Source organism: Paenibacillus sp. GM2, assembly GCF_900069005.2.
Taxonomy (GTDB): domain Bacteria; phylum Bacillota; class Bacilli; order Paenibacillales; family Paenibacillaceae; genus Fontibacillus.
In genome coordinates this window covers 3,157,955-3,179,737 of sequence record NZ_LN831279.1, presented here as the reverse complement: position 1 = coordinate 3,179,737, position 21,783 = coordinate 3,157,955, and the positions used below count along the sequence as shown (strand labels likewise).

At 50.2% G+C, this 21,783-nt stretch carries 18 protein-coding genes; 10 read left to right on the top strand and 8 right to left on the bottom strand.

Features of this window, described 5'->3' with window-relative positions; translation table 11 throughout:
* The first annotated feature begins 155 nt into the window (after positions 1 to 155).
* The 3 genes from gltB (at position 156) to BN1360_RS24050 (ending at position 6,744) form a co-directional block, all read left to right on the top strand.
* Positions 156 to 4,793 (top strand): glutamate synthase large subunit, encoded by a 4,638-nt coding sequence (gene gltB / locus BN1360_RS24060; protein ID WP_420707924.1) that lies wholly within the window; start codon positions 156 to 158, stop codon positions 4,791 to 4,793.
* 270 nt (positions 4,794 to 5,063) lie between these two features.
* Positions 5,064 to 5,975, top strand: coding sequence for an ABC transporter ATP-binding protein (locus BN1360_RS24055; RefSeq protein WP_148466651.1), 912 nt, complete (start codon positions 5,064 to 5,066; stop codon positions 5,973 to 5,975).
* Positions 5,968 to 6,744: an ABC transporter permease gene (locus BN1360_RS24050; RefSeq protein WP_068782358.1), complete on the top strand. Its 777-nt coding sequence runs from the start codon at positions 5,968 to 5,970 to the stop codon at positions 6,742 to 6,744. The genes BN1360_RS24055 and BN1360_RS24050 overlap by 8 nt, the downstream gene beginning before the upstream one ends.
* Positions 6,745 to 6,802: 58 nt before the next feature.
* Here BN1360_RS24050 and BN1360_RS24045 read toward each other — a convergent pair whose 3' ends face one another.
* The 3 genes from BN1360_RS24045 to ligD all read right to left on the bottom strand — a co-directional run bounded on the left by BN1360_RS24045 (position 6,803) and on the right by ligD (position 9,577).
* Entirely contained in the window at positions 6,803 to 7,207 is a 405-nt protein-coding gene (locus tag BN1360_RS24045; protein WP_068782357.1) for a bactofilin family protein, read from the bottom strand.
* Between the two features lie 74 nt (positions 7,208 to 7,281).
* Positions 7,282 to 8,286, bottom strand: a complete 1,005-nt coding sequence (locus tag BN1360_RS24040) for a M23 family metallopeptidase (protein ID WP_068782356.1) — start codon at positions 8,284 to 8,286, stop codon at positions 7,282 to 7,284.
* Positions 8,287 to 8,683: 397 nt separating this feature from the next.
* Entirely contained in the window at positions 8,684 to 9,577 is an 894-nt protein-coding gene (ligD, locus tag BN1360_RS24035) for a non-homologous end-joining DNA ligase (protein WP_068782355.1), read from the bottom strand.
* Positions 9,578 to 9,730: 153 nt separating this feature from the next.
* On the opposite strand from ligD, the gene BN1360_RS24030 reads away from it, so the two are divergent.
* A complete protein-coding gene (locus tag BN1360_RS24030) occupies positions 9,731 to 10,690 on the top strand; it encodes an ATP-dependent DNA ligase (RefSeq protein WP_068782354.1) in 960 nt (319 codons plus the stop codon).
* A gap of 19 nt (positions 10,691 to 10,709) precedes the next feature.
* Here the strand turns inward: BN1360_RS24030 and ku are convergent, their stop codons facing one another.
* The gene (gene ku, locus BN1360_RS24025) at positions 10,710 to 11,651 is read right to left on the bottom strand and encodes a non-homologous end joining protein Ku (RefSeq protein WP_068782353.1); all 942 of its coding nucleotides are present in this window, start codon (positions 11,649 to 11,651) and stop codon (positions 10,710 to 10,712) included.
* Between the two features lie 434 nt (positions 11,652 to 12,085).
* On the opposite strand from ku, the gene tsaE reads away from it, so the two are divergent.
* From tsaE to tsaD, 4 genes are read left to right on the top strand one after another with little or no spacing between them, the layout of a single operon-like run.
* Positions 12,086 to 12,580 carry a tRNA (adenosine(37)-N6)-threonylcarbamoyltransferase complex ATPase subunit type 1 TsaE gene (gene tsaE, locus BN1360_RS24020; RefSeq protein ID WP_068782352.1) on the top strand — a complete coding sequence of 165 codons (495 nt, stop codon included), beginning with the start codon at positions 12,086 to 12,088 and terminating at the stop codon, positions 12,578 to 12,580.
* The gene (gene tsaB, locus BN1360_RS24015; RefSeq protein WP_068782351.1) at positions 12,577 to 13,443 is read left to right on the top strand and encodes a tRNA (adenosine(37)-N6)-threonylcarbamoyltransferase complex dimerization subunit type 1 TsaB; all 867 of its coding nucleotides are present in this window, start codon (positions 12,577 to 12,579) and stop codon (positions 13,441 to 13,443) included. Before tsaE ends, tsaB begins: the two co-directional genes overlap by 4 nt.
* Positions 13,444 to 13,458: 15 nt before the next feature.
* Positions 13,459 to 13,950: a ribosomal protein S18-alanine N-acetyltransferase gene (rimI, locus tag BN1360_RS24010; protein WP_068782350.1), complete on the top strand. Its 492-nt coding sequence runs from the start codon at positions 13,459 to 13,461 to the stop codon at positions 13,948 to 13,950.
* A 28-nt stretch (positions 13,951 to 13,978) separates the two neighbouring features.
* On the top strand, positions 13,979 to 15,010 hold the full coding sequence (gene tsaD / locus BN1360_RS24005; RefSeq protein WP_068782349.1) for a tRNA (adenosine(37)-N6)-threonylcarbamoyltransferase complex transferase subunit TsaD: 1,032 nt from the start codon (positions 13,979 to 13,981) through the stop codon (positions 15,008 to 15,010).
* A 68-nt stretch (positions 15,011 to 15,078) separates the two neighbouring features.
* Here tsaD and BN1360_RS24000 read toward each other — a convergent pair whose 3' ends face one another.
* Positions 15,079 to 15,480, bottom strand: coding sequence for a bactofilin family protein (locus BN1360_RS24000; protein ID WP_068782348.1), 402 nt, complete (start codon positions 15,478 to 15,480; stop codon positions 15,079 to 15,081).
* Positions 15,480 to 16,475, bottom strand: coding sequence for a M23 family metallopeptidase (locus tag BN1360_RS23995; protein WP_068782347.1), 996 nt, complete (start codon positions 16,473 to 16,475; stop codon positions 15,480 to 15,482). Before BN1360_RS23995 ends, BN1360_RS24000 begins: the two co-directional genes overlap by 1 nt.
* Before the next feature lie 415 nt (positions 16,476 to 16,890).
* Between BN1360_RS23995 and BN1360_RS23990 the strand changes: the two genes are divergently transcribed.
* Positions 16,891 to 17,697 (top strand): AAC(3) family N-acetyltransferase, encoded by an 807-nt coding sequence (locus tag BN1360_RS23990; RefSeq protein WP_068782346.1) that lies wholly within the window; start codon positions 16,891 to 16,893, stop codon positions 17,695 to 17,697.
* 67 nt (positions 17,698 to 17,764) lie between these two features.
* Here BN1360_RS23990 and BN1360_RS23985 read toward each other — a convergent pair whose 3' ends face one another.
* Positions 17,765 to 18,142, bottom strand: coding sequence for a rhodanese-like domain-containing protein (locus BN1360_RS23985; RefSeq protein WP_068782345.1), 378 nt, complete (start codon positions 18,140 to 18,142; stop codon positions 17,765 to 17,767).
* Positions 18,143 to 18,567: 425 nt separating this feature from the next.
* Between BN1360_RS23985 and BN1360_RS23980 the strand changes: the two genes are divergently transcribed.
* A complete protein-coding gene (locus tag BN1360_RS23980) occupies positions 18,568 to 19,068 on the top strand; it encodes a hypothetical protein (protein WP_229521149.1) in 501 nt (166 codons plus the stop codon).
* Positions 19,069 to 19,511: 443 nt separating this feature from the next.
* On the opposite strand, the gene BN1360_RS23975 is transcribed toward BN1360_RS23980, so the two are convergent.
* Positions 19,512 to 21,482, bottom strand: a complete 1,971-nt coding sequence (locus BN1360_RS23975) for an ABC-F family ATP-binding cassette domain-containing protein (RefSeq protein WP_068782343.1) — start codon at positions 21,480 to 21,482, stop codon at positions 19,512 to 19,514.
* Positions 21,483 to 21,783 lie beyond the last annotated feature (301 nt).

Genomic DNA, 21,783 nt, shown 5'->3' with positions numbered 1-21,783 from the left:
TATGCATAAGGGGAGCGCCTGGCAACGGTTCGTTTGCAATCTTTTTGAAATTTATAAGTGATAGTACAAAAGAAAGAGGAGATAGTGCAAAAACAGTGAAGCCGATTTCCGTTAGAATAAACCTACGGAGAAGATATAGAAAGGTTGCGCTGATGATGACAAATAGACATACTGTTATACCGCCTCGGCAGGGACTATATGATCCCGCATTTGAAAAGGATGCTTGCGGCATGGGCTTTGTCGCACATATCAAGGGAAAAGCCTCGCATTCAATCGTTGCTCAGGCGCTCACCATGTTGACGAAAATGGAGCATCGCGGCGGACAGGGCAGCGAGCCGAATTCGGGAGACGGCGCTGGTATATTAGTGCAAATTCCCCACCGATTTCTGGCGCGGGAGGCTTTGAAGCTGGGCTTCGAGCTTCCGGGGTGCGGGGAATATGGGGTCGGGATGCTGTTCCTGTCACAGCTTGCTAAAGAGCGTGCTGCTCAGGAGGCTGCCCTCACTCATATCGTTGAAGAGGAAGGTCAGAGAGTTCTGGGCTTTCGCGATGTGCCAACAAATGACGATATGCTGGGGAAATCAGCTAAGGCCGCCAAGCCTTATGTACGGCAAGTGTTTATTGGCCGCAGCGCAGATGTGGAGGATGAACTGGCTTTTGAACGTAAATTGTATGTCATTCGTCGCCGTGCGGAGCTGTCGATTCGTTACGCGGATGATACGGGGGAGAATTCATTTTATGTATCCAGCTTGTCATGCCGCAAACTTGTCTATAAAGGGATGCTGACAACGGAGCAGGTGGGGCAATTCTACCTGGACCTACAGGATGAAACGGTAGAATCGGCGATGGCATTGGTGCATTCCCGCTTCAGCACGAACACGTTCCCGAGCTGGGAACGGGCCCATCCATATCGCTTTATGATCCATAACGGCGAGATTAATACCCTGCAGGGAAATGTGAACTGGATGCATGCGCGCCAGTCGCTGTTCGAGAGCGAAGTGTTCGGCAGCGATCTGGAGAAGATCAAGCCGGTCATTAATCCGGACGGGTCGGACACAGCAATGTTTGATAACACCTTTGAATTTCTGTACTTGAGCGGCCGTTCTTTGCCGCATGTGGCGATGATGATGGTTCCGGAACCTTGGGACAATCATGCGGAGATGGAGCCGGCGCGCCGGGCCTTTTATGACTATCATAGCTCCTTGATGGAGCCTTGGGATGGGCCGGCAGCTATGGGCTTCACGGATGGGATTCAGATCGGGGCAATCCTGGATCGCAATGGACTGAGACCATCCCGCTATTATGTAACCAAGGATGACTTGATTATATTGTCTTCCGAGGTGGGGGTGCTGGATATTCCGGCGGAGGACATCCTCTATAAAGATCGACTGCGTCCGGGTCGGATGCTGCTCGTGGATACAAAGGAAGGAAGAATTATAGCGGACGAGGAAGTAAAGGCACAGGTCGCTCAGGAGCAGCCTTATGACAGATGGCTTGCCGAGCATCGGATCACCCTGCAGGAGCTGCCGGAGGCTTCTACTATGTCGGAACTGTCTCATGAAGAGATCAGAAATAGACAAGTAGCCTTCGGGTATTCCTACGAGGACCTGCGTAAAGTGCTGGAGCCTATGGCGCTGACGGGAAGCGAAGGCCTCGTGTCCATGGGCTATGATGCACCGCTTGCTGTACTGTCGGAGCGTCCCCAGCGCTTGTACAATTACTTCAAGCAAATGTTCGCTCAGGTGACAAATCCGCCGATGGATGCCATTCGCGAGGAGCTTGTTACTTCGGCGATGACGCTGATCGGGCCGGAGCAGGATTTACTGCACCCTCGGCCGGAGAGCTGCCGGCAGATTGCTCTCTCATCGCCGTTTCTGTCCGATGAAGAGCTAGCCAAGCTGCGCTATGTGAAGCGGAAGGGATTAAAGTCCGCCGTGCTGCCGATCTTATTCTCCGCTACCAAGGGAGTTGCCGGAATTGAGCAAGCGCTGGATGATCTCTGCTTCGCGGCGGATCAAGCGATTGCTCAAGGCAAATCGATACTGATCTTGTCAGATCGTAAGGTGGACGCTGACAATGCGGCAATCCCGGCCTTGCTTGCCGTATCCTGCCTGCATCATCATCTGATCTTGCAGGGAACGCGTACGCAGGCCAGCATTGTGCTGGAGTCCGGCGAGCCCAGAGAGGTGCATCATTTCGCGTTATTGATAGGCTATGGAGCAAATGCCGTAAATCCGTATCTCGCCTTGGCCAGCTTAAGGGATATGATCAACGGGGGCACGTTGCGTGGCGTTTCTATTAGCCGGGCAGAAGTGAACTATAGGAAAGCTGTGAACAAAGGCGTCATCAAAATATTGTCCAAAATGGGCATCTCTACGATTCAGTCCTATCGAGGTGCGCAAATCTTCGAGGCCGTAGGATTGAATCAACAATTTATCGATCGTTACTTCACCCGGACGCCAACCCGGATTGAGGGGATTGGTTTGAAGGAGGTCGCTATTGAGACCCTGGCTTCGCATCAACAAGCTTTCTCCGCAGCGCAAGAAGACCAGGAGAAAGTGCTGGATTCCGGTGGGCAATATCAGTGGCGCAACGAAGGCGAGGAGCATCTGTTCAACCCGCAGACCATTCATCTGCTGCAGCAGGCTGTACGCAGCGGGGATTATAGTCTGTATAAGAAATTTGCCGGGCTTGTGCAAGGAGAGAACGAGCAGCGTTATACGCTGCGTTCCTTGCTTCGCTTGCAGCCGGTTGGACCAAAGGTGCCGCTGGAGGAGGTTGAGTCCGCGGCCTCGATCATGCGCAGGTTCAAGACCGGAGCGATGTCATTTGGCTCGATCAGCAAGGAGGCGCATGAGACGATCGCTGTCGCGATGAACCGCATCGGGGGCAAGAGCAATTCCGGTGAAGGCGGAGAGAACTCCGCTCGCTATGTGAAGGATGCGAACGGGGACTCGCGCCGCAGTGCAATCAAGCAGGTGGCTTCGGGCCGCTTCGGCGTTACTTCGCAATATCTGGTTAATGCGGATGAGATCCAGATCAAGATGGCCCAGGGAGCCAAGCCGGGAGAAGGTGGTCAGCTGCCGGGCAACAAGGTCTATCCATGGGTTGCCGAGGTTCGCGGCTCAACGCCGGGCGTTGGCCTCATCTCGCCGCCACCGCATCACGATATTTACTCGATCGAGGATCTGGCTGAACTGATCTATGATCTGAAGAATGCGAACCCGCGCGCCCGCATTAATGTCAAGCTTGTCTCTGAGGTTGGCGTAGGCACGATCGCTGCGGGGGTTGCCAAGGGCCGCGCCGATGTTATTCTGGTCAGTGGTTATGACGGGGGAACCGGCGCATCGCCGCAAAGCTCGATCCGTCATGCAGGCTTGCCGTGGGAGCTTGGCCTGGCCGAGACGCATCAGACGCTGATGCTGAATCACTTGCGCGATCGGGTCGTGCTCGAGACGGATGGCAAAATGCTGACCGGCCGTGATTTGGCTGTCGCTGCGCTGCTTGGCGCAGAGGAGTATGGCTTCTCCACAGCTCCGCTCGTCTCCGTCGGTTGTATCATGATGCGCGTCTGCCAGCTCGATACTTGCCCGGTTGGGGTAGCGACGCAGAATCCGGAGCTGCGCAAGAACTTCACTGGCGATCCGCAGCATGTGGTGAACTTCATGACCTTTATTGCCGAGGATCTGCGCGAGTGGATGGCCGAGCTGGGCTTCCGCAGGCTGGATGAGATGATCGGCCGTACGGACTGTCTGGATACAGGGAAAGCAGATCAGCATTGGAAGAGGAGCGGGCTTGATTTAAGCTCATTATTGCATACGCCTGTGATAGAGGAAGAGAACAGACGTCGCCATACACGTGATCAGAATCATGGTTTGGAGGAGACGCTTGATGCTGTAGAGCTGCTGAAGCAAGCTGCGCCAGCTTTAGATCGCGGCGAGGCCGTAAGCATCTCGCTGCCGATCTGCAATGTAAATCGGGCGACCGGAACATTATTGGGCAGTGAGGTTACGCGTCGGTATGGCGCGGACGGCTTGCCGGACGATACGATCACGCTGAACTTTGAAGGCTCAGCCGGACAAAGTCTGGGGGCATTTATGCCACGGGGGATTACTATTACGGTCGAAGGCGATGCGAATGATTACACCGGGAAGGGACTCTCGGGGGGGAAGATTATCGTCAAACCTTCCCGATCCGCGACCTTTGCCGCAGAGGAGAACGTCATTATCGGCAACACTTCCTTTTATGGTGCAACAAGCGGAGAAGCATATATCCGTGGTATCGCTGGAGAACGGTTTGCAGTTCGTAATTCCGGTGCCCATGTGGTTGTTGAAGGGGTCGGTGATCATGGCTGTGAATATATGACCGGAGGCCGGGTCGTTATTCTCGGCGATACGGGCCGCAACTTTGCAGCCGGCATGTCCGGAGGCATTGCTTATGTGCTGGATATACACGGCAGCTTCCAGCAGCAATGCAACCAAGAGATGGTGCTGCTGGAGCAGGTAGAGTCCGAGGTAGAAGCTGAGCAGCTGCGCACCTGGATCCTTCGTCATGTGTTATACACGGATAGCACGGTAGGAAGGCGCATACTGGATTGCTGGCCTGAAATGCTTCCAAGATTCGTCCGCGTCATTCCCCGGGACTATAAACGGATGCTGGAACAGATCCGCAAGGCGGAGGAGCTGGGCTTGCAGGGAGAAGCAGCGCTGCTGGCCGCTTTCGAAGCGAATTCACGGGAAATGGCCCGGCCTGGAGCTGGTGTAACTGTTGCTAATGGATCGCTAAAATCCTAGATAAGGCTAGCAAAGCTAGGTATCCAGATGAATCCGGATGAATTCGGGTAAAGCCAGGTAAATCTAGTTAGGGCTTGTAGCAGACAATCGGAGTGCCAAAATCGAATAAGCCGGAAAAGCGACAAGAGCAAAAGACCTGAATGTTGTAACAAGTTCAGGTCTTTTGTCGTTTATTTTAATGAAAATTGCATTCTGTGGTAAAATGAGGGAAATCTTTAACTTCGCGAAGGTGGATATTGCTGCGTGGAGTGTTGGGAGGTTAGAGCTTTGTTGGATTTTGAGCCGGTTGTTCGGCTGAAGCAGGTCAGCAAACGAATTGGTGGCAAGACGATTATCGATAAATTAACACTTGATATTCCCCCGGGCCAGGTGTACGGATTTCTCGGACCAAACGGCGCGGGCAAGACGACGACCATTCGGATGATGGTTGGATTGATGTCAATCACCGAAGGGGATATTGAAATCCGGGGGGCCAGCGTATCGGATCAATTCGAGCTGGCAATCTCCCATGTGGGGGCTATTGTAGAGAATCCGGAAATGTATAAGTTTCTAAGCGGTTATCACAATCTGCTGCATTATGCGCGGATGTCGCCTGGAGTGACGAAGCAGCGAATTGCTGAGGTTGTTGAACTGGTGGGCTTGGAGCAGCGGATTCATGACAAGGTGAAAACCTATTCGCTCGGGATGCGCCAGCGTCTCGGCGTGGCTCAGGCGATATTGCATCGGCCCAGGCTGCTTGTCCTGGATGAGCCAACGAATGGGCTTGATCCGCAAGGAATTCGCGAGCTGCGCAGTTATTTGCGCCAGCTGGCCGAGAAGGAAGGGACGACCGTATTCGTCTCCAGTCACCTGTTGTCCGAGATGGAGCTGATGTGCGATACCGTTGCTGTTATTCAACAGGGGCGGCTGATCGATGTAAGACAGCTGCATGATCAGGACAAGCTGGAGAATGAGCGGAAGCAGACGGTGTTCGAGGTTAGCGATCCGCAGCGGGCCTGGGAATTAATCGGCCAGGGCCAGGTTGTGGATGGCGGTCTGCTGCTTGAGCTGGACCGGAATGCGGCGGCTGTCATTAATGAGCAGCTGGTGCGTGCGGGAATCTTGGTATACCGCATCCGAGTCGTGACGCGAACGCTGGAGGACCAATTTATCGAGCTGACAGGGGGTGTGGGCATTGAATAATTTCATGAACCTGATTCAGAACGAAAATATGAAAATATATCGGCGTGTCCGAACCTGGATTATGTTCGGGATCATTGTGCTAATGGTGCTGTTTTTCGCGATACTGTTCCGTTTGGGCGGAGGCGGTTCAACGATAAGCGCTTGGGATGCGACGGGCCAGCTTTCTTTTCTATTTTATCTAGTCACGATCTTCGCTTCTGTTGTTGCTGCTGATATTGTAGCTGGAGAATTTACCTGGGGAACGATCAAGCTGTTGTTGATCCGCCCATGGACCCGCACCAAGGTGCTCGCTTCGAAGCTGTTGGCCTTAATCCTGTTTACCCTGCTTATTACGGTACTGTTCTTCTTGAGCTCGCTGCTGATCTCTTATGCGATGTACCCGGTTAAGACATCGATGGTGTTCTCGGATAACGGAAGTCCGTTCGTATACTTGCTGGAGGATATGCTCTACAGATATATAGATCTGCTGGTTATTACCTTGTTTTCGTTCATGATATCTACGGTGTTTCGTTCCAGCGGAATCGCGATTGGCTTGTCTATGTTCATTCTGTTCACCGGAGGCATCTTCACGATGCTCTTCAATCCCGTTCGTTATCCATGGGCCAAATATACCTTGTTCGTTAACATGGATCTAAGCCAGTATCGAGGCGGACAAGAAGGGGTAGCCGGAATGACCCTGGGTTTCTCCATTACCGTGCTAACCTGTTACGTCCTGTTATTTCTGGTAATATCCTGGCTGGTATTCAACAAGCGGGATGTAGCTGCATAAAAAAACAAGTTCCCGTTTGCCAGGCAGACGGGAACTATTTTTGATTCTTCACTATGAATTACCCCACTTCGGGCTGTGGTGTTTTTTGCGCTTTTTCCTTGATCGGGGCCACAGCTTTGATTTTCTCCATGGTGCTAACGCCATTTAGAAGGCCGCCTTCGAGAATAATCAGCTTAGAGACGCTGACATTGCCGTCGACCTGCCCGCTGCTCGTAATCGTCAATTTGCCCTTGGTAGATATATCGCCGACGACATGGCCCGCTACGATGATATTTGCCCCTATAATACTTGATCTGGCTTCGCCCGATTCTCCGACGATGACCTGACCTTTACAATCGATCTCCCCGTGAAAGGCCCCATCAATGCGAACATTGGATTCGCATTGTATCTTCCCCTCGGCCATGCTGCCTTGGCCAATCAGGGTGTCGGTCAGGCCGTGTGCCCGTGCATTTTTCCTCCGCATATTTATTCCTCCGTTCGCTATTATGAGTGCTCAAAAAGATGGGTTGGACCATTTGAACAACCTCTAATAATAAATCATTGCAGATATGGCAAAGGATCCACCGTTTTGCCATTCTTCACAATCTCGAAATGCAAATGAGGCCCGGTGCTGCGCCCGGTACTGCCAACTTTGCCGATCGTCTGCCCCTTCTTGATGAAATCTCCCTCAGAGATGCTGATCTTGCTCAGATGAAGGTACCAGCTTTGCAGTCCTCCAGGATGCTGGATAATGATGTATTTGCCGTGCGAATTGTCCTGCGCTGTTGTAATAACTTCGCCTGCCGCCGCGGCATATACCGGATCGCCTTGCTTGGCGCCGATATCGATGCCGGCATGGAAGGAGGCGCGGCCGGTGAACGGATCGGTACGGTAGCCGAAATTAGAGGTAAGCCGCTTTGATAAAGTAGGCCATTCTGATGGAGTCCCTGATAGAGAGTACTGGGTTTGCTTCGCCTTTTTCAAGGTCAGGGGCACATTCTTCTCCATCTCGTCCAGCATGGCGTTCATTTCAAGAAATTGATCCTTCGTATGCTCCGCCAATTGTTCAATCTCATTCTCATGGACGGCGATAAATTCTCCCCCCACCCCCATCTGCGCGTTAGGGTCGTCAACATCAAGTCCTTTCAGTGACAGGGCGGATAGATTGCTAAGAGCACTTGAGTCCGACTCTCCGTACTTCTCAATAAATTTCTGCAGCTGATCCTCCAGCTCGGCAACTCGCTCCATTCGATTCATCATGTCCTGTGATTGGCTGGAAAGCGAGATTACTTCATTCTGAAGTCTCTCGATGGCCGCATTTTTGTCAGAGACGACGGCTTCGAACTTGAGATTCTGCGACTGCAATTGGTCTTCAAGCCTCGCAATCGTCTGGTTGGATTGCAGCTGCAGGCTTATAATCAGGCCCGATATCGATAGAATGGCGACCAGCGGAACGGCAATGATGAGCGGCTTTGACATATGCATTTGCTTGGCAGGCTGTCCTGCTTCTCGCAGGACGAGCAAGGTCATCCGATTGGGGTTCGGTAAGGTGGCACTTCTCATGGCAACTCCTTTCCTCTCACACTAGAAGTAGTACTACGTACTTCTGTTCTGATCACGGTTAATAGAGCTCATATGGAAAACGCGCTTATATACTTTATCTATTCCTTTATCTCTTAAATCATGTCAAAAAACTGCCTTGTCTGATATATCGAAAAACCTTAAATTTGCTGAATAGCCCCGATGAAATCGATCCGGACTCCGTTAGTTCAGATAAATTTTGAACTCGTATTAGACTAGTAATTCCTGCAGAAATGCAGTTTTCATGCACCGATTACCTCTCACTCTCTCCTCTCAATGCCTTCTGTAACGAATAAACGTGAGGCAAAGTGGAAAAGGCTGAGTGGAAGATGGGCGTTCTTATGTGAAAATGTGGTTAACGCCGTATTCCGTAGTGTTCCTAAGCCTTGGACTGTAAATGCCGCAAGATCAGCTCTAGCGATTGCGGCTTCACTTCTTGCAGCAAATCTCCTCTCTGCTGCAGTCTTTCACCGATGTTCAGCAGATTGAATTCAGAGGGATGGGGATTCTTGCGCACCTCATCCCAGGTTAATGGCGTTGATACACTGGCAGCTTGCCGTGCACGTGGGGTGTAGGGGGCAGCTAAGGTCTTTCCACTATAATGCTGGAGATAATCGAAATAAATTTTGCCCTCGCGATCCTTTTTCAGCCGTTCAATGGTGAAGAAGGATGGATATTTCTCCGTAGCGTAGCGGGCTACGAATTGACCGATAGAGCGCAGCTGATCAAAAGTAACGCCGTATTCAATTGGAATAATGATCTGAACGCCAGTAGCGCCCGACGTCTTGGGGACGGAAGAGATGCCAAGAGAAGCGAGGATGTCGCCAACATAAGCGGCAGCTTCCATAATCCGCGGCTCATCATCCTGGCTTGGATCGAGATCAATCATCCATTCGCAAGGCAGAGTGTCCCCTACATAATGCAATGAAGGATGGAATTCAATCGCCGCCAAATTGCCAAGCCAGAGTAAAGTGGGCAGATTGTCGAGCACAATATAGTTGATATCCTCATGCTGGGCGGTTCTGACGAAATCCGGCAGTGGCTCGGGAGCATTTTTTTGATAGAAAAATTTGCTATGGATGCCGCCGGGATATCGGATTGTTGTTAAGAACCGGTTGCGGCAATAGCGGAGCAAATAAGGGGCCAGCTCGGCCAGCCGCTGTAAATATTGCTGTTTGGTAATGCCGGATTCCGGCCAGAGCAGCTTGTCCGGATTCGTAATGGTTACTTCCTCGCCTTCAATCCGGATCGTGCCTTTGATCGATCGTGCCATTGGGGATACTCCTTTCAAGAGTTGAGATTAGAGAAGAGCTGATTACAGATTAGGCTAACCTTGTTATACGAGAACTATAAGAGGATGAGTTCGTAATATTAGTCTTGCCAGTGCCTAGTTAATGGCGGGCTGTGAATAGGAGAAGGATGGACCATGGAATTTACGCCAGTCGTACCGTTTGAACCGATCCGCGTCTTTGAATTTCCACAAGGAAAGCAATGGATTGCCCAGGTCAAATGGGATGGAGTGCGGATGCTGGCCTATATCGATAAAGGGCAGGTGCGCCTCATGAATCGCCGCGGAAATGAACGTTCGCTGCAATATCCGGAGTTCATGAACCCGTCGGAATATTGCCGGGCGGAATCGGCTATTTTGGATGGAGAGATGATCGCCATTGCAGAGGGTAAACCTTCTTTCCATGAAATTATGAAGCGGGACAGCCTTCGTCGGGAGCAGGAAATTGCTTTTGCAGTTCCCAGGATTTCCGTCGTCTATATGATATTTGATATTTTGTATTGCAACGGCAGCTGGGTTACGGACCAGCCGCTCGTAAAGCGGCAGCAGCTGCTGCAGGAATATGTACTGCCAAGTACACGCGTACAACTTGTCCCGAATGTGGACCATGCCGAAGGCCTCTATGCTGTAATGAAAGAGCGTCAATGGGAAGGTATCGTCTGTAAGCAGATTGACAGCAGTTATGCGATTGGCGGCAAGGATGACCGTTGGCGCAAGATGAAGCTGACCTATGACTTATACGCAGTGATCGGCGGGGTAACGTATCGCGACGAGATCGTTAATTCTTTACTGCTGGGCTTATATGACGAGCAAGGAAATCTGATCTATATCGGAAACGTCGGCCCCGGAAAATGGAAGGGAGAGGATCTCTCCCGCATTACAGAGGACTCGTACAGATTGGCAATAGCAAAACAACCATTTGCCGCCCCCTTTTCCGCACCTCCAGGGAAGGTGAAGGGCGCGGTATGGATGGAGCCTCAGCGAACGGTTAAGGTGCAATTTGCGGAGTGGACCCCCGGTGGAACGCTGCGGCATCCTGTTCTTCAAGGCTGGGCTGACGTTCCGCCGGAGACCTGTGTATTCACTCAGCAAATATGACTAATACAGGTGAATGGCTTCATGAGATCGTCTTCTTGGCTGTTTTGCTGGAAGTCTTGCGCTTGGGCTTGGTTACTGCGGCAGGCGTGGCTTCGTTCGTCTCGGCTGGCGCTTCTGTCTCCGCCGCGGCTTCCTTCTTCTTTCTGGTTGAGCTTCGCTTCGTCTTGGTCTCGCCTGGATCGGTGACGATCGGAGCTTTAACCGCTTCGATGCTTGCTTGAAGCGCGGCCATCAGATCGATCACATTGGCCTCCGGCTTAGCTGGAGCCAGGCTGATCTCTTCTCCGGCAATCTTCTGCTGAATCAGGGTCAGGAGATTCTCCCGGTAATCATCGGTATACTTCTGCGGTTCGAAGGGAGTGGACAACTGCTCGATCAACAGCTTGGCCATCGTCAGCTCCTTGTCGTTCACATTGGCGCCCTGCGGTAAATTTGGAACTTGCGATACAGGACGGATCTCATCCGGATAGAAAATCGTCTCGATGACCAGGCAATCCTCCATTACCCGGATGGCTGCCAGGCTGCCCTTGGAGCGAATGGCGATCTTGGCGATTCCGATCTTGCCGGAATCCCGCATCGCTTCGAGCAGCAGCCGATAGGCGTTGCCTCCTGCCTGGTCGGGCGATAAATAGTAGGTCTTCTGAAAATAGATCGGATCGATCTCTGTTAAATCAACAAAATCGAGAATGGTGATCGTCTTCTCCGTCTGTGCGGATAATTGGTCAAGCTCCTCCTTGGAGAAGAGCACGTATTTGCCTTTCTCATACTCATAACCTCTGGAAATATCATCCCAAGTCACATCCACATCACAGGCGGGACAACGGCGCACATAGGAAATCGGGCTGCCGCACACTTTATGAATGTATTTCATGGATATATCCTTGTCTTCTGTAGCCGAAAACATTTTTACCGGTACATGGACCAGGCCGAAGCTGATGGCACCTTTCCAAACGGTATGCATCTGGGCACTCCCTTTCTTTATTAGAGGTTGGTTGGCACAAAGCCTAATTTGATCAGAACACTAATTCGAAGTTCATCCAAGGATGGGTGACCGCGATTCATCGTCAGGTCTACTTGCGATTTTGCGATATAACATTTCATCAGTGTAGCTGTGACTTATAAATTCTCTATCTAACGCGAAGATCGGCAGGAGTCATTCGGCAGTGAATCTTCCCCTGCAACTCTTGATCCGCCTTGGATAATTCTGTTACTCCCATCGCTTCCGTGTTGCGGCTGTCTTGACAGACCTATATAATGATTTAGAACGCATTTTATATGACAGGAACTGACGGTTTTCTTTTAGGATGGCCAATAAAGTCCAATTATATAGTTATCTGTAGATTTTTGATTTGAAGAATCTTGCTGGCGAATGCTGTAGATGAGGGTGGTCAACATATGGATTTCGATAAATTGTCGGCAAAGCTCGTATTTGAGATAAAAGACCTTGCCGGTACAGAGAAGCTGGCTGCTTTTCTGGCGGGACAAGCCTTGGCGGGAACGGTTATCGCCCTCGACGGGGATCTTGGGGCCGGGAAGACGGCTTTTTCGCAATTGTTCGCGAAGCATCTGGGTGTCAAGGGAACGGTGAACAGCCCAACCTTCACCTTGATCAAGGAATATAAGGGGCGGCTGCCTTTTTATCATATGGACGTATATCGGTTGTCGCTGGACGAAGCCGAGGAGCTTGGCCTGGACGAATATTTCTATGGGCAGGGCGTCACCTTGGTGGAATGGGCCAGTCTCATTACGGATATTTTGCCGCAAAATCTGTTGCACCTTTATTTGGAGACCTTGTCCGGAACAGAGCGGAGAATATATCTGAAGGCCCAGGGTCAGCCCTATGACGATTGGATTAACACTTTGACAGAGAATGGAGTCCTTGAACCATGAATATAGACGGTAATCGGCCGCAGCAGCGGCTATTGGCGTTTGACACTTCCACTTCTTCGCTGGCTGTAGCGGTTATGGAGAATGGCCAGCTGCTGGCGGAGCAAAATATACATGCGGAACGCAATCATTCAGCTTATTTGGTCACTGCAATTGAGAAGGCCCTTAAAGCGGCAGGCATAACAAAGCAGGAGCTTGATGGCATCGCTGTTGGCGTAGGTCCCGGCTCTTATACAGGAATTCGGATTGCGGTGACGACAGCCAAGACGCTGGCCTGGGCCTTGCAGATCCCGCTGTTTGGCATTTCCAGTCTGGAGGCGACGGCGCTGGGAGCCTGGGCCACGGAGACAGGACAAGATACAGCGGCACTAGGAGCGTACGCACTAAGGGAAAGTTCAGTGGCGGCGGCGGCTGCCGCGGAATCCATCCCGGCTGCAGGGACCACCGTTGGTGCGGGAGAGCATTGGATTATTCCGCTCGTAGATGCGCGGCGTGGACAAGTCTATACAGCGTTATTCTCAGCTCAAGACAACACGCTGGCTCACCGACTGGAGCAGGATGGCATCCGGCTTATGGACCGCTGGGTAGAACAAATTGCCGAGCTGCTGCAAGCGTACACGCCGGAGGACAGACCGGAAGGGATCTGGATCGTTGGGGATATTGCACTGCATGAAGCGGCTGCCGAAGCTTTGCGCCCTCTGATGGGGGACCGTCTTCATATTGTTTCCTATGAATTGGAAGGAATCTGGATGGGAATCGCCGGAACGGCTCGGAGCCGGAGCGGCGCAGGTGATAATGTTCATGCCATTGAACCGAACTATACCCAGCTTGCAGAAGCGGAAGCAAAGCGGCTTCGCAATGCATAGAGGAGGAGACCATTCATGCGGTCTATAAAAGACGCCGAACTTGGCAATATCGTATTTCGCCCTATGACATTGGATGATATACCTGACATTATGATCATTGAACACGAGTCCTTTTCCTTACCCTGGAGTGAGACGGCATTCCGCAATGAGATGACGATGAATCATTTTGCCCGGTATCTTGTTATGGAGGTTGAAGGCAAGCCGGTTGGGTATTGTGGTATGTGGACGATCGTGGATGAAGCACATATAACCAATATAGCTGTAAGAACGGCTCTGCGCGGCCATCATCTCGGTGAGCGTCTGCTGCGAGAAGTGATGGATTGGGCTGTTGAGCTGGGGATGGTTCGCATGACGCTGGAAGTCAGAGTCTCGAATTATGTGGCACAGTCGCTCTACAGTAAAATGGGATTTGTCCCTACGGGGAAGCGTAAGGATTATTACTCGGACAACCATGAGGATGCACTGATTATGTGGTGCGACTTGCCGGTACGGGTACAGCAGGGCTGAACCGAGGAACAGAGAGGAAGAGAGGAACTTGGTAAATCAAGATTGCTATATATTAGCGGTAGAGACAAGCTGTGATGAGACTTCTGCCGCAGTTGTCAAAAATGGCACAGAGGTTCTGTCGAATCTGATCGCCAGTCAGATTGAGACGCATAAGGCGTTTGGCGGGGTCGTACCTGAGGTCGCCTCACGTAAGCATGTGGAGAATATTACGCTAATGCTGGACGAAGCGATTCGCCAGGCCAATATCAAGCCGGAGGAACTGAGCGCTATTGCGGTGACCGAAGGACCCGGATTAGTGGGTGCTCTACTCGTAGGGATTATGGCTGCGAAAAGCCTGGCCTTCGCTCTCGACAAGCCGCTGATCGGCACGCATCATATCGCCGGGCATATTTATGCCAACCGGTTGGTCCAGCCGGTTGAATATCCTTGCGTCGCCCTCGTCGTGTCGGGTGGTCATACGGAGCTGGTGCTGATGGAGCAGGAGGGCTGCTTCAAGCTGATTGGCCAGACTCGGGATGATGCCGTTGGCGAAGCGTATGACAAGGTAGCACGAGCGCTGGGCTTTCCGTATCCAGGCGGGCCGCATGTTGATAAGCTGGCGCTCGAGGCTGAACAGAGCGAGGAGCTGCCAAGAGCCTGGCTGGAGCCGGATTCCTATGATTTCAGCTTCAGCGGGTTGAAGTCGGCCGTGCTTAATGCGGTGAATCAGCATAAGATGCGGGGGGAAGAGGGCTATCAGCCCGCGATTGCCCGCGGTTTTCAGGAGTCGGTCATCGAGGTGCTGGTAGAGAAAGCGATCCGCGCAATTCGTTCTACAGGCGCGAAGCAGCTTCTCCTCTGCGGGGGGGTTGCAGCTAACCGCGGTCTGCGGGCAAGCCTCTCGGAGCGTTGTGAGCGTGAGCAGATTTCACTAATCATTCCGCCGTTTAAATATTGTACGGATAATGCCGCTATGATTGGCGCCGCTGCTTATCTGAAGTGGAAGGAGAGCAAGTTCTCCGATCTTGAATTAAAAGCCGATCCCTCCTTGTCTTTGGAGGAATGGCTGCTGGAAGTGTAACAGATAAAGGCTGCATACCCGGTGTAACCAGGTTGCAGCCTTTTTTATAATTACTATAGTTACAAGCTCTATTCGGAAGAAGCTGCCGCTTCGTTCATGGCCAGGGTGATATCCGGCGAGTTCCCCATCCGGCTGGTTCCCTCGAATAGGCTGCCTTCTTCAATGGCTAGCGAAGCCGCGGCAATGTTGCCGTACAGCTTGCCCTTGGACGTGATTGTCAGCTTGTTGCTGGCCTGGATGTTGCCGTTCACTTGACCGGCGATCGTCACATTCCGGGCGCTGATCAGGCTGGACTCAACAACGCCTTTCTCTCCGATGGTAACGTCCCCGCCGCATTCTACATCCCCGACCATCTGTCCTTCAATGCGCACGCTGGCGCTGGATTTCAGCTTTCCTTCAAATACGCTGCCCTCCCCGATTAGCGTATCCGTTGAGTTAGGGTCAATTTTTGTGGCTTTATTCCGCAGCATTAATTTCTATCATCCTCTCCAGGAATTTTTAAGTAGAGCAATGGATCGACAGCAGTTCCATTCTTCATAACTTGAAAATGAAGATGTGGTCCGGTACTTCGACCTGTGTTGCCCAATTCTCCAATCAGATCGCCTTGCTTCACATTGTCTCCCTTGTTAGCCAGTGATCGCTTCAGATGCATATAGATCGATTCCGTGCCTGACGGATGCGATAGGGTTACATAATTCCCGCGCGCCGGGCTATAACCGGTATCCGTCACTTTCCCGTCGGCAGCCGCGTAAATCGGATCGCCTACATCCCCTCCGATATCGAGTCCGTTATGTAAAGTGATCTTGCCGTTAAAGGGGTCTATTCTTTTGCCAAAATCCGAGGTAGTTCGCACAGATGTCGTCGGCCAATAAGTCGGTAAAATCTTCAGCCATTGCTTGTACTTCTGCAAATTCCCCTTAGTCTGATCAAGCTTGGCTTGCAGATTAGGCATTTTATCCAGGGTTGCTGACAGGTTATCCTTCGTTTCTGCGGCTAAAGAGACAATCTCATCCTCTGTTAGTGGAATGTCTTCACCACCGATTCCGCCATCAGAAAGTGGCAGCAATGCGGTCAAATCGGAAGATAATCCGGACATTCCGCCCAAAGATTTCAGTTCGGATTCTATCTTTTCCAGCTCGTTGATCTTACTCTCGATATCTTTGGATTTCTCCGATAATTCGAGCAATTCCGATAATAGCTTATCGACATTCTGTTCCTTATTATCTATCGTGCTTTGAAGCTGATCGTTGGATAGAGAGAGCTCTGCTTGCAGAGAGGCAATCCGATCGGAGTGATTGCGGTTCACGATGAACAGAACGAGGAGCAGTACGGCCATGCTTCCAACTGCTACGACTGAGGTCAGCAGAAGAGATAATTTTAATTTGAAGCGAAATACCGGACTGGTGCCTTCCGGCACGATCAGAATAGTAAATCGCTTGTTGGTCGGTTTGAATCTGAATTTCATGAAATCCTCCTGAACGAATAGATGATCATTCTATGGGACCTAAATTTCTTGACGACAAACGAATAGAGGTATTCAAAAAAACGTCCCTGGCTTCATCTAACTGAAGCATTTTGGCACATTCGAAAACCTAAGCTGCGGCAAATCGACCTTTTTGAGCACGAACTATAGTTATCATTCGTCAAAACTTTCCAAATCCCTGCTGTGTGCGAAAATTGTCAGATGTTTGCCTTTATCATTTGTTGGAGGTCTCCATCTTATTCATCTTGTTGAACGAGGTGGGGTTATTTTGTCGGCTATTTTATGTTGTAATAGGGGAGTAGAGCAGGTATATAAGTTAAATTAAGAGATTGTACTGATAAGGCAGTCGAGTGAAATGCTCTTTAGGATCGTTAGTATAGAAAAGAGGTTGGAAGGTATGGAAGAAGTAAAGGGGAGCTTAATTACGGTTGAGACACTGAAGTCTGATCTTATCCGCCTGGGAGTATGTCCGGGAATGACGGTGATTCTGCATTCTTCTTTTAAAGCAATAGGTCCCTTTGTTGTCGGAGGCCCGCCTGCGGTCATTCTGGCCCTGGAAGCGGCGGTTGGCAAGGAAGGGAACGTGGTTATGCCAACTCATTCCGGGGATCTGAGCGATCCTGCCGGATGGGAGAATCCGCCGGTTCCGAAGGAATGGTGGGAGACCATTCGTGAACAGATGCCGGCTTATGATGTGAATCTTACACCGTTATGGGGGATGGGGGTTATACCGGAGATGTTCCGCAAGCAGGATTCTGTTATTCGCAGCAGTCACCCACAGACCTCCTTTGCTGCATGGGGAGACAAAGCCGCGTATATTGCCGGAAACCATTCTTTGGAATACGGCTTGGGAGAACAATCACCTCTGGCAAGGGTCTACGAGCTGGCAGGATATGTTCTGTTGCTTGGCGTGGGGAATGGCAGCAATACTTCGCTGCATCTATCGGAGATTCGGGCGGATTATGAGACCAAAAGGGAGATCATCAATCAGGCGCCGATCAAGAGGGAGGGGAGCAGGCTTTGGGTTCAGTTTAAGGACATTGAATATGATTCATCAGATTTTGCAGCTATTGGCGACGATTTTGAGCGGGAGACCGGCCTGGTCAAGCGCGGCATGATCGGTGGTGCAGAGGCGATGCTGATTCCACAGAAGCAGCTGGTTGATTATGGGGCAGCGTGGCTGCCGATTCATCGCAAGAAGTGATAATGCTAATCGATTCAAGACCTCGCAATTGGGCGAGGTCTTGAGACAATCCAATCCATGTTTGCATTTATTTTCGCTCAAGTCGGGCTGGATCGAACTCCTGAATGATGTTCTCCGGACCTTCTGCTATATCATAGTCCCATTCCAGCATCCCGCCGCTATAGTTATGGACTTTATCAAATCCGTTCTGTTGGAAGTATCTGGCGACTTGATAGCTCCTTCCTCCGCTGCGGCATACGAATACATATTCTCGGTCCATATCGAAATCTCCGATATAATCAGGAATCTCATTCATCGGAATCAGCGGGATGCCCGGAATATGCCCGGCGATGTACTCCTCGGGCTCACGCACATCAATAACTAAAGTTTTATTATTTGAATTTTGAAGTATATGCTGCAATTCATCGCAATCGATATGCGAAACACCGCCGATGATTTCACTCACTCGATTTTCCCCATTTCTTATTCATATTTTGCGACTCCATTATTACGTTAGTACTGCATTCAATTTTCTATCATATCCATATACCGCATGAATTTCAATTCCCACCATCTGCAACATATGATAAATTGAAATAAACATCCTTGGGATCTTGCAGCGACATATCGTCTGCATCCTACAGAATGACTTGATAAGTGAAAATTGTCACAAAATTATAGGAAGAGGCTTACTACAAAAGCATGTGTTCCAAAAATCTGGTTTTCAGCAGCGAAGCTTATGATTTGCTAGGGTTTCTATTCTAAATGCTTCAATGGGATGAAGCTAGAGACTGAGGAGCGGAGCTCATAGGCGAAACCTCTTTAAGCACCGGAAGGACCGGCTGAATTCAAGAATTAATACTAACCTCCAAAAAATGATTCGAAGGGATGATGAACGTGAAAGCTGCATCAAAACGTACTTTTTCAGTCTGGCTATTGATTGGTCTTCATTTATTTTTGGGAATAGGCGCAGTGTTTGGGGGTGCGGTACTGGTGATCGAACCGAGCGGAAGCTTGCTGGGAATGCCCCCCGATATTATGCAAATTGAGCTTTTTCCCAACTATCTTATTCCTGGAATCATTCTCTTGGTGTTCATGGGGATCTTTCCGTTAGTCGTCGCCTGGGGATTAATGACGAGACGGGAATGCAAATGGGCCGATCGCTTAAATGTATTTAAAAAATCACATTGGTCCTGGGCTTACTCCTTGTATATTTCGATTATTCTAATTATTTGGATCTCAGTGGAGACTTATATCCTGAACGCCGTTGCCCTTGTCCATCTTTTCTACATTGGTCTTGGCTTGGCGATTCAGATTGTGACGGTATTGCCACAAGTTAATGAAGCGTATCTGAAAGAGCGGGTGGAGAACGAAGTGAAGATCGAGAATTGATCCGGCTCAAGGGATAGATTGCGAAAAATAGAGGCGAAGCGAAGAACGTGTTTATGGCAGGTACTGGCGATTTAAGGGAAAGCATGTTTTCGGGGTTGCTGTCAAGATGTGGACAAGGAAAGGGCTTAATGGGGCATTTTTGTAATGAAAATCAAAAAAAGTCTTATACGCCAACGGATTAGATTTATTTAATGGAAGTCGGATAATTTTTTCAGAAAAACTGTGGATAATGTGCATAACTTAGTGGATAATTTGGGAAATTGCATGAAAAGCCTATTTTAAAGCGTAAAAAAACGACCTGAGGGGTCGTTTTTTTACATTTATTATCAATTCACATGTGGATAAGGCTGTGATCAGGGAATTTTTACGATTTTATGAAAATCTTAAAGCACATATCTCAAAAGGCCCATTTTCAGTACCAAAGCTTTCATTCGACCTTTTGCTTAATTCTCCATCAGTTGCTCCCATTCCTCATAGCAAGCCGACAATTGCGCCTTATGCTCATCGATAGCAGTTTGCCGCTCCTGAACTGCCGTATAATCCTGATATACTTCCGGAAGGGTAAGCTCATGCTCAAGCAAGGCGATATCCCCCTCCAGCTTGGAAATGAGCTCTTCCAACTGCTCAAGCCGGCGCTGCCGGTTGCGCTCCTCGCGCTTCGCTTGTTTATCCGCTTCATAAGATGCAGCCCCTGATTTTCCTTTTGCGGCGTTGTCATCCTCCTGTAAGCTCGCACGCTCAGCCGGTTTTTGCTTGGCGGCCTCCAGAGCAGCTTTCTCTGCGGCCATTTCCTCCAGCTCCAGCTTCTTCTCTAAATAGTCATCGTAATTACCCAGGAAATGCTGCGCTCCATTCGGATGGAGTTCAACGATTCTTTCAGCCATTTTATTTAAGAAGTAGCGGTCATGGGAAATGAACAGCAGTGTACCGTCATAATCGAGCAGAGCCGACTCCAGCACCTCTTTGCTAAATAGGTCCAGATGGTTCGTCGGTTCGTCAAGAATCAGGACATTGGCTTTCTCCAGCATTAACTTGGCCAGAGCAACGCGAGCTTTCTCTCCACCGCTCAAAGCGGTGATTTTCTTCAGAACGTCCTCTCCGCTGAACAGGAAATTGCCGAGCACACTACGGATACGAGCCTCTTCAATATGGGGAAATGCGCTCCAGACTTCCTCCAGCACAGTATTCTCGCGATTAAGATGCGTTTGCTCCTGGTCGTAGTAACCGATCTTGACTTTGGAGCCCCAGGTTAGCGAACCTGAACGAGGCCGTAGATCGCCGGTTAGTATTTTCAGCAAGGTGGATTTGCCGATCCCATTTGGTCCGATTAGAGCTACTGTCTCACCGCGATTCAGATAGAAGGATACATTTTGGAATAACGGTGCTTTGGAGTCATCATAGCCATAGGACAGTTGATCCACATACAGCACATCCTTGCCCGTCAGAATCTCCGCCTCGAAGGAGAAGCTGGCCCGCTTCAAATCGCCGAGCGGACGTTCAATTCGATCCATCTTCTCCAGCGCTTTGCGCCGGCTTTGTGCCCGCTTGGTTGTTGAAGCGCGGACAAGATTTTTCTGAATGAAATCCTCCATCCGGGCTATCTCGTCCTGCTGCTTCTCATACTGCTTCATGCGACTCTCATATTCAGCTGCTTTAAGCTCAATATAGCGGCTATAGTTGCCTGTATATCGGGTGGATTGATGCCGTTCGATCTCGACGATGGTGGTTACCAGACGATCCAGGAAATAACGGTCATGAGAGACCACCAGCAATGCCCCGGAATAGTTCCGGAGGTAATCCTCCAGCCAGGTTAAGGTCTGAATGTCCAAATGGTTTGTAGGTTCGTCCAGCATTAGCAGGTCCGGAGCCTGAAGCAGAATCCTTGCCAATGCAAGTCGGGTCTTCTGTCCACCGCTCAAGGTGGAGATAACCGTATCGGACGGGAAATTGCTGAAGCCCATCCCATATAATACGCTGCGGATCCGTGTCTCAATCTCATAGCCGCCGTTATCCTTGAACCAGTCCGATTTAAGCGCATAGCGGTTAAGCAGTTCCTGGTAAGCCTTCTCATCAGCCGCCGCGTCCGGGTCGGCAATCTGCGCCTCCATGTCTCTTAGCTCGCGCTCAGTCTCTAATAAAGGGGCAAACACGTTCAGCATTTCTTCCCAGATCGTTCGGTCGGATTGTAGCCCGCTGTTCTGAGCAAGATAACCGATCCGCGTCTCCTTGGCTTTAAAGATTTGCCCGCCATCATAAGATATTTCCTCTGCAAGGATTTGCAGCAATGTAGATTTTCCTGCGCCATTAACACCGACCAGCCCGATCCGTTCTCTTTCCAGAATCTGCAGGTTAATGCCCTCCAATACCGGAGTGACGCCAAATAATTTCGTGATATTTGCAGCTTGAAGCAACATAATGAATTTGATCCTCCAACGAATTTACTAAGTATGTTCTGAAATTACTGCATTAGGTTTTGTGTGATTAAGCGAATCATTAGAGTTCAAAAATTTCGCTTTTCAGTCCGCAGCTTATGCTTCCCATATGCGTTTTATCAAACGCTTCAATGGGATGTAGCCAGGGCGTAAGGAGCGGAGCTATCCGTTTTCGTAGAAATGGCCTCGAAAGCATTAACTTGTGGTTAGTACTTGAGTGAGCTGAGCGAGCATTTGAGATGTGTCGCATTTTTGAATCTCTTCCAATAAACCTACTACTTAT

Bases quoted from the DNA above. Each gene is read 5' to 3' on its own strand.
- gltB (WP_420707924.1), top strand. From the start codon at position 156: ATGACAAATAGACATACTGTTATACCGCCTCGGCAGGGACTATATGAT.
- BN1360_RS24045 (WP_068782357.1), bottom strand. From the start codon at position 7,207: ATGCGGAGGAAAAATGCACGGGCACACGGCCTGACCGACACCCTGATT.
- BN1360_RS24040 (WP_068782356.1), bottom strand. From the start codon at position 8,286: ATGAGAAGTGCCACCTTACCGAACCCCAATCGGATGACCTTGCTCGTC.
- ligD (WP_068782355.1), bottom strand. From the start codon at position 9,577: ATGGCACGATCGATCAAAGGCACGATCCGGATTGAAGGCGAGGAAGTA.
- BN1360_RS24030 (WP_068782354.1), top strand. From the start codon at position 9,731: ATGGAATTTACGCCAGTCGTACCGTTTGAACCGATCCGCGTCTTTGAA.
- ku (WP_068782353.1), bottom strand. From the start codon at position 11,651: ATGCATACCGTTTGGAAAGGTGCCATCAGCTTCGGCCTGGTCCATGTA.
- tsaE (WP_068782352.1), top strand. From the start codon at position 12,086: ATGGATTTCGATAAATTGTCGGCAAAGCTCGTATTTGAGATAAAAGAC.
- tsaB (WP_068782351.1), top strand. From the start codon at position 12,577: ATGAATATAGACGGTAATCGGCCGCAGCAGCGGCTATTGGCGTTTGAC.
- rimI (WP_068782350.1), top strand. From the start codon at position 13,459: ATGCGGTCTATAAAAGACGCCGAACTTGGCAATATCGTATTTCGCCCT.
- BN1360_RS24000 (WP_068782348.1), bottom strand. From the start codon at position 15,480: ATGCTGCGGAATAAAGCCACAAAAATTGACCCTAACTCAACGGATACG.
- BN1360_RS23995 (WP_068782347.1), bottom strand. From the start codon at position 16,475: ATGAAATTCAGATTCAAACCGACCAACAAGCGATTTACTATTCTGATC.
- BN1360_RS23990 (WP_068782346.1), top strand. From the start codon at position 16,891: ATGGAAGAAGTAAAGGGGAGCTTAATTACGGTTGAGACACTGAAGTCT.
- BN1360_RS23980 (WP_229521149.1), top strand. From the start codon at position 18,568: ATGAACGTGAAAGCTGCATCAAAACGTACTTTTTCAGTCTGGCTATTG.
- BN1360_RS23975 (WP_068782343.1), bottom strand. From the start codon at position 21,482: ATGTTGCTTCAAGCTGCAAATATCACGAAATTATTTGGCGTCACTCCG.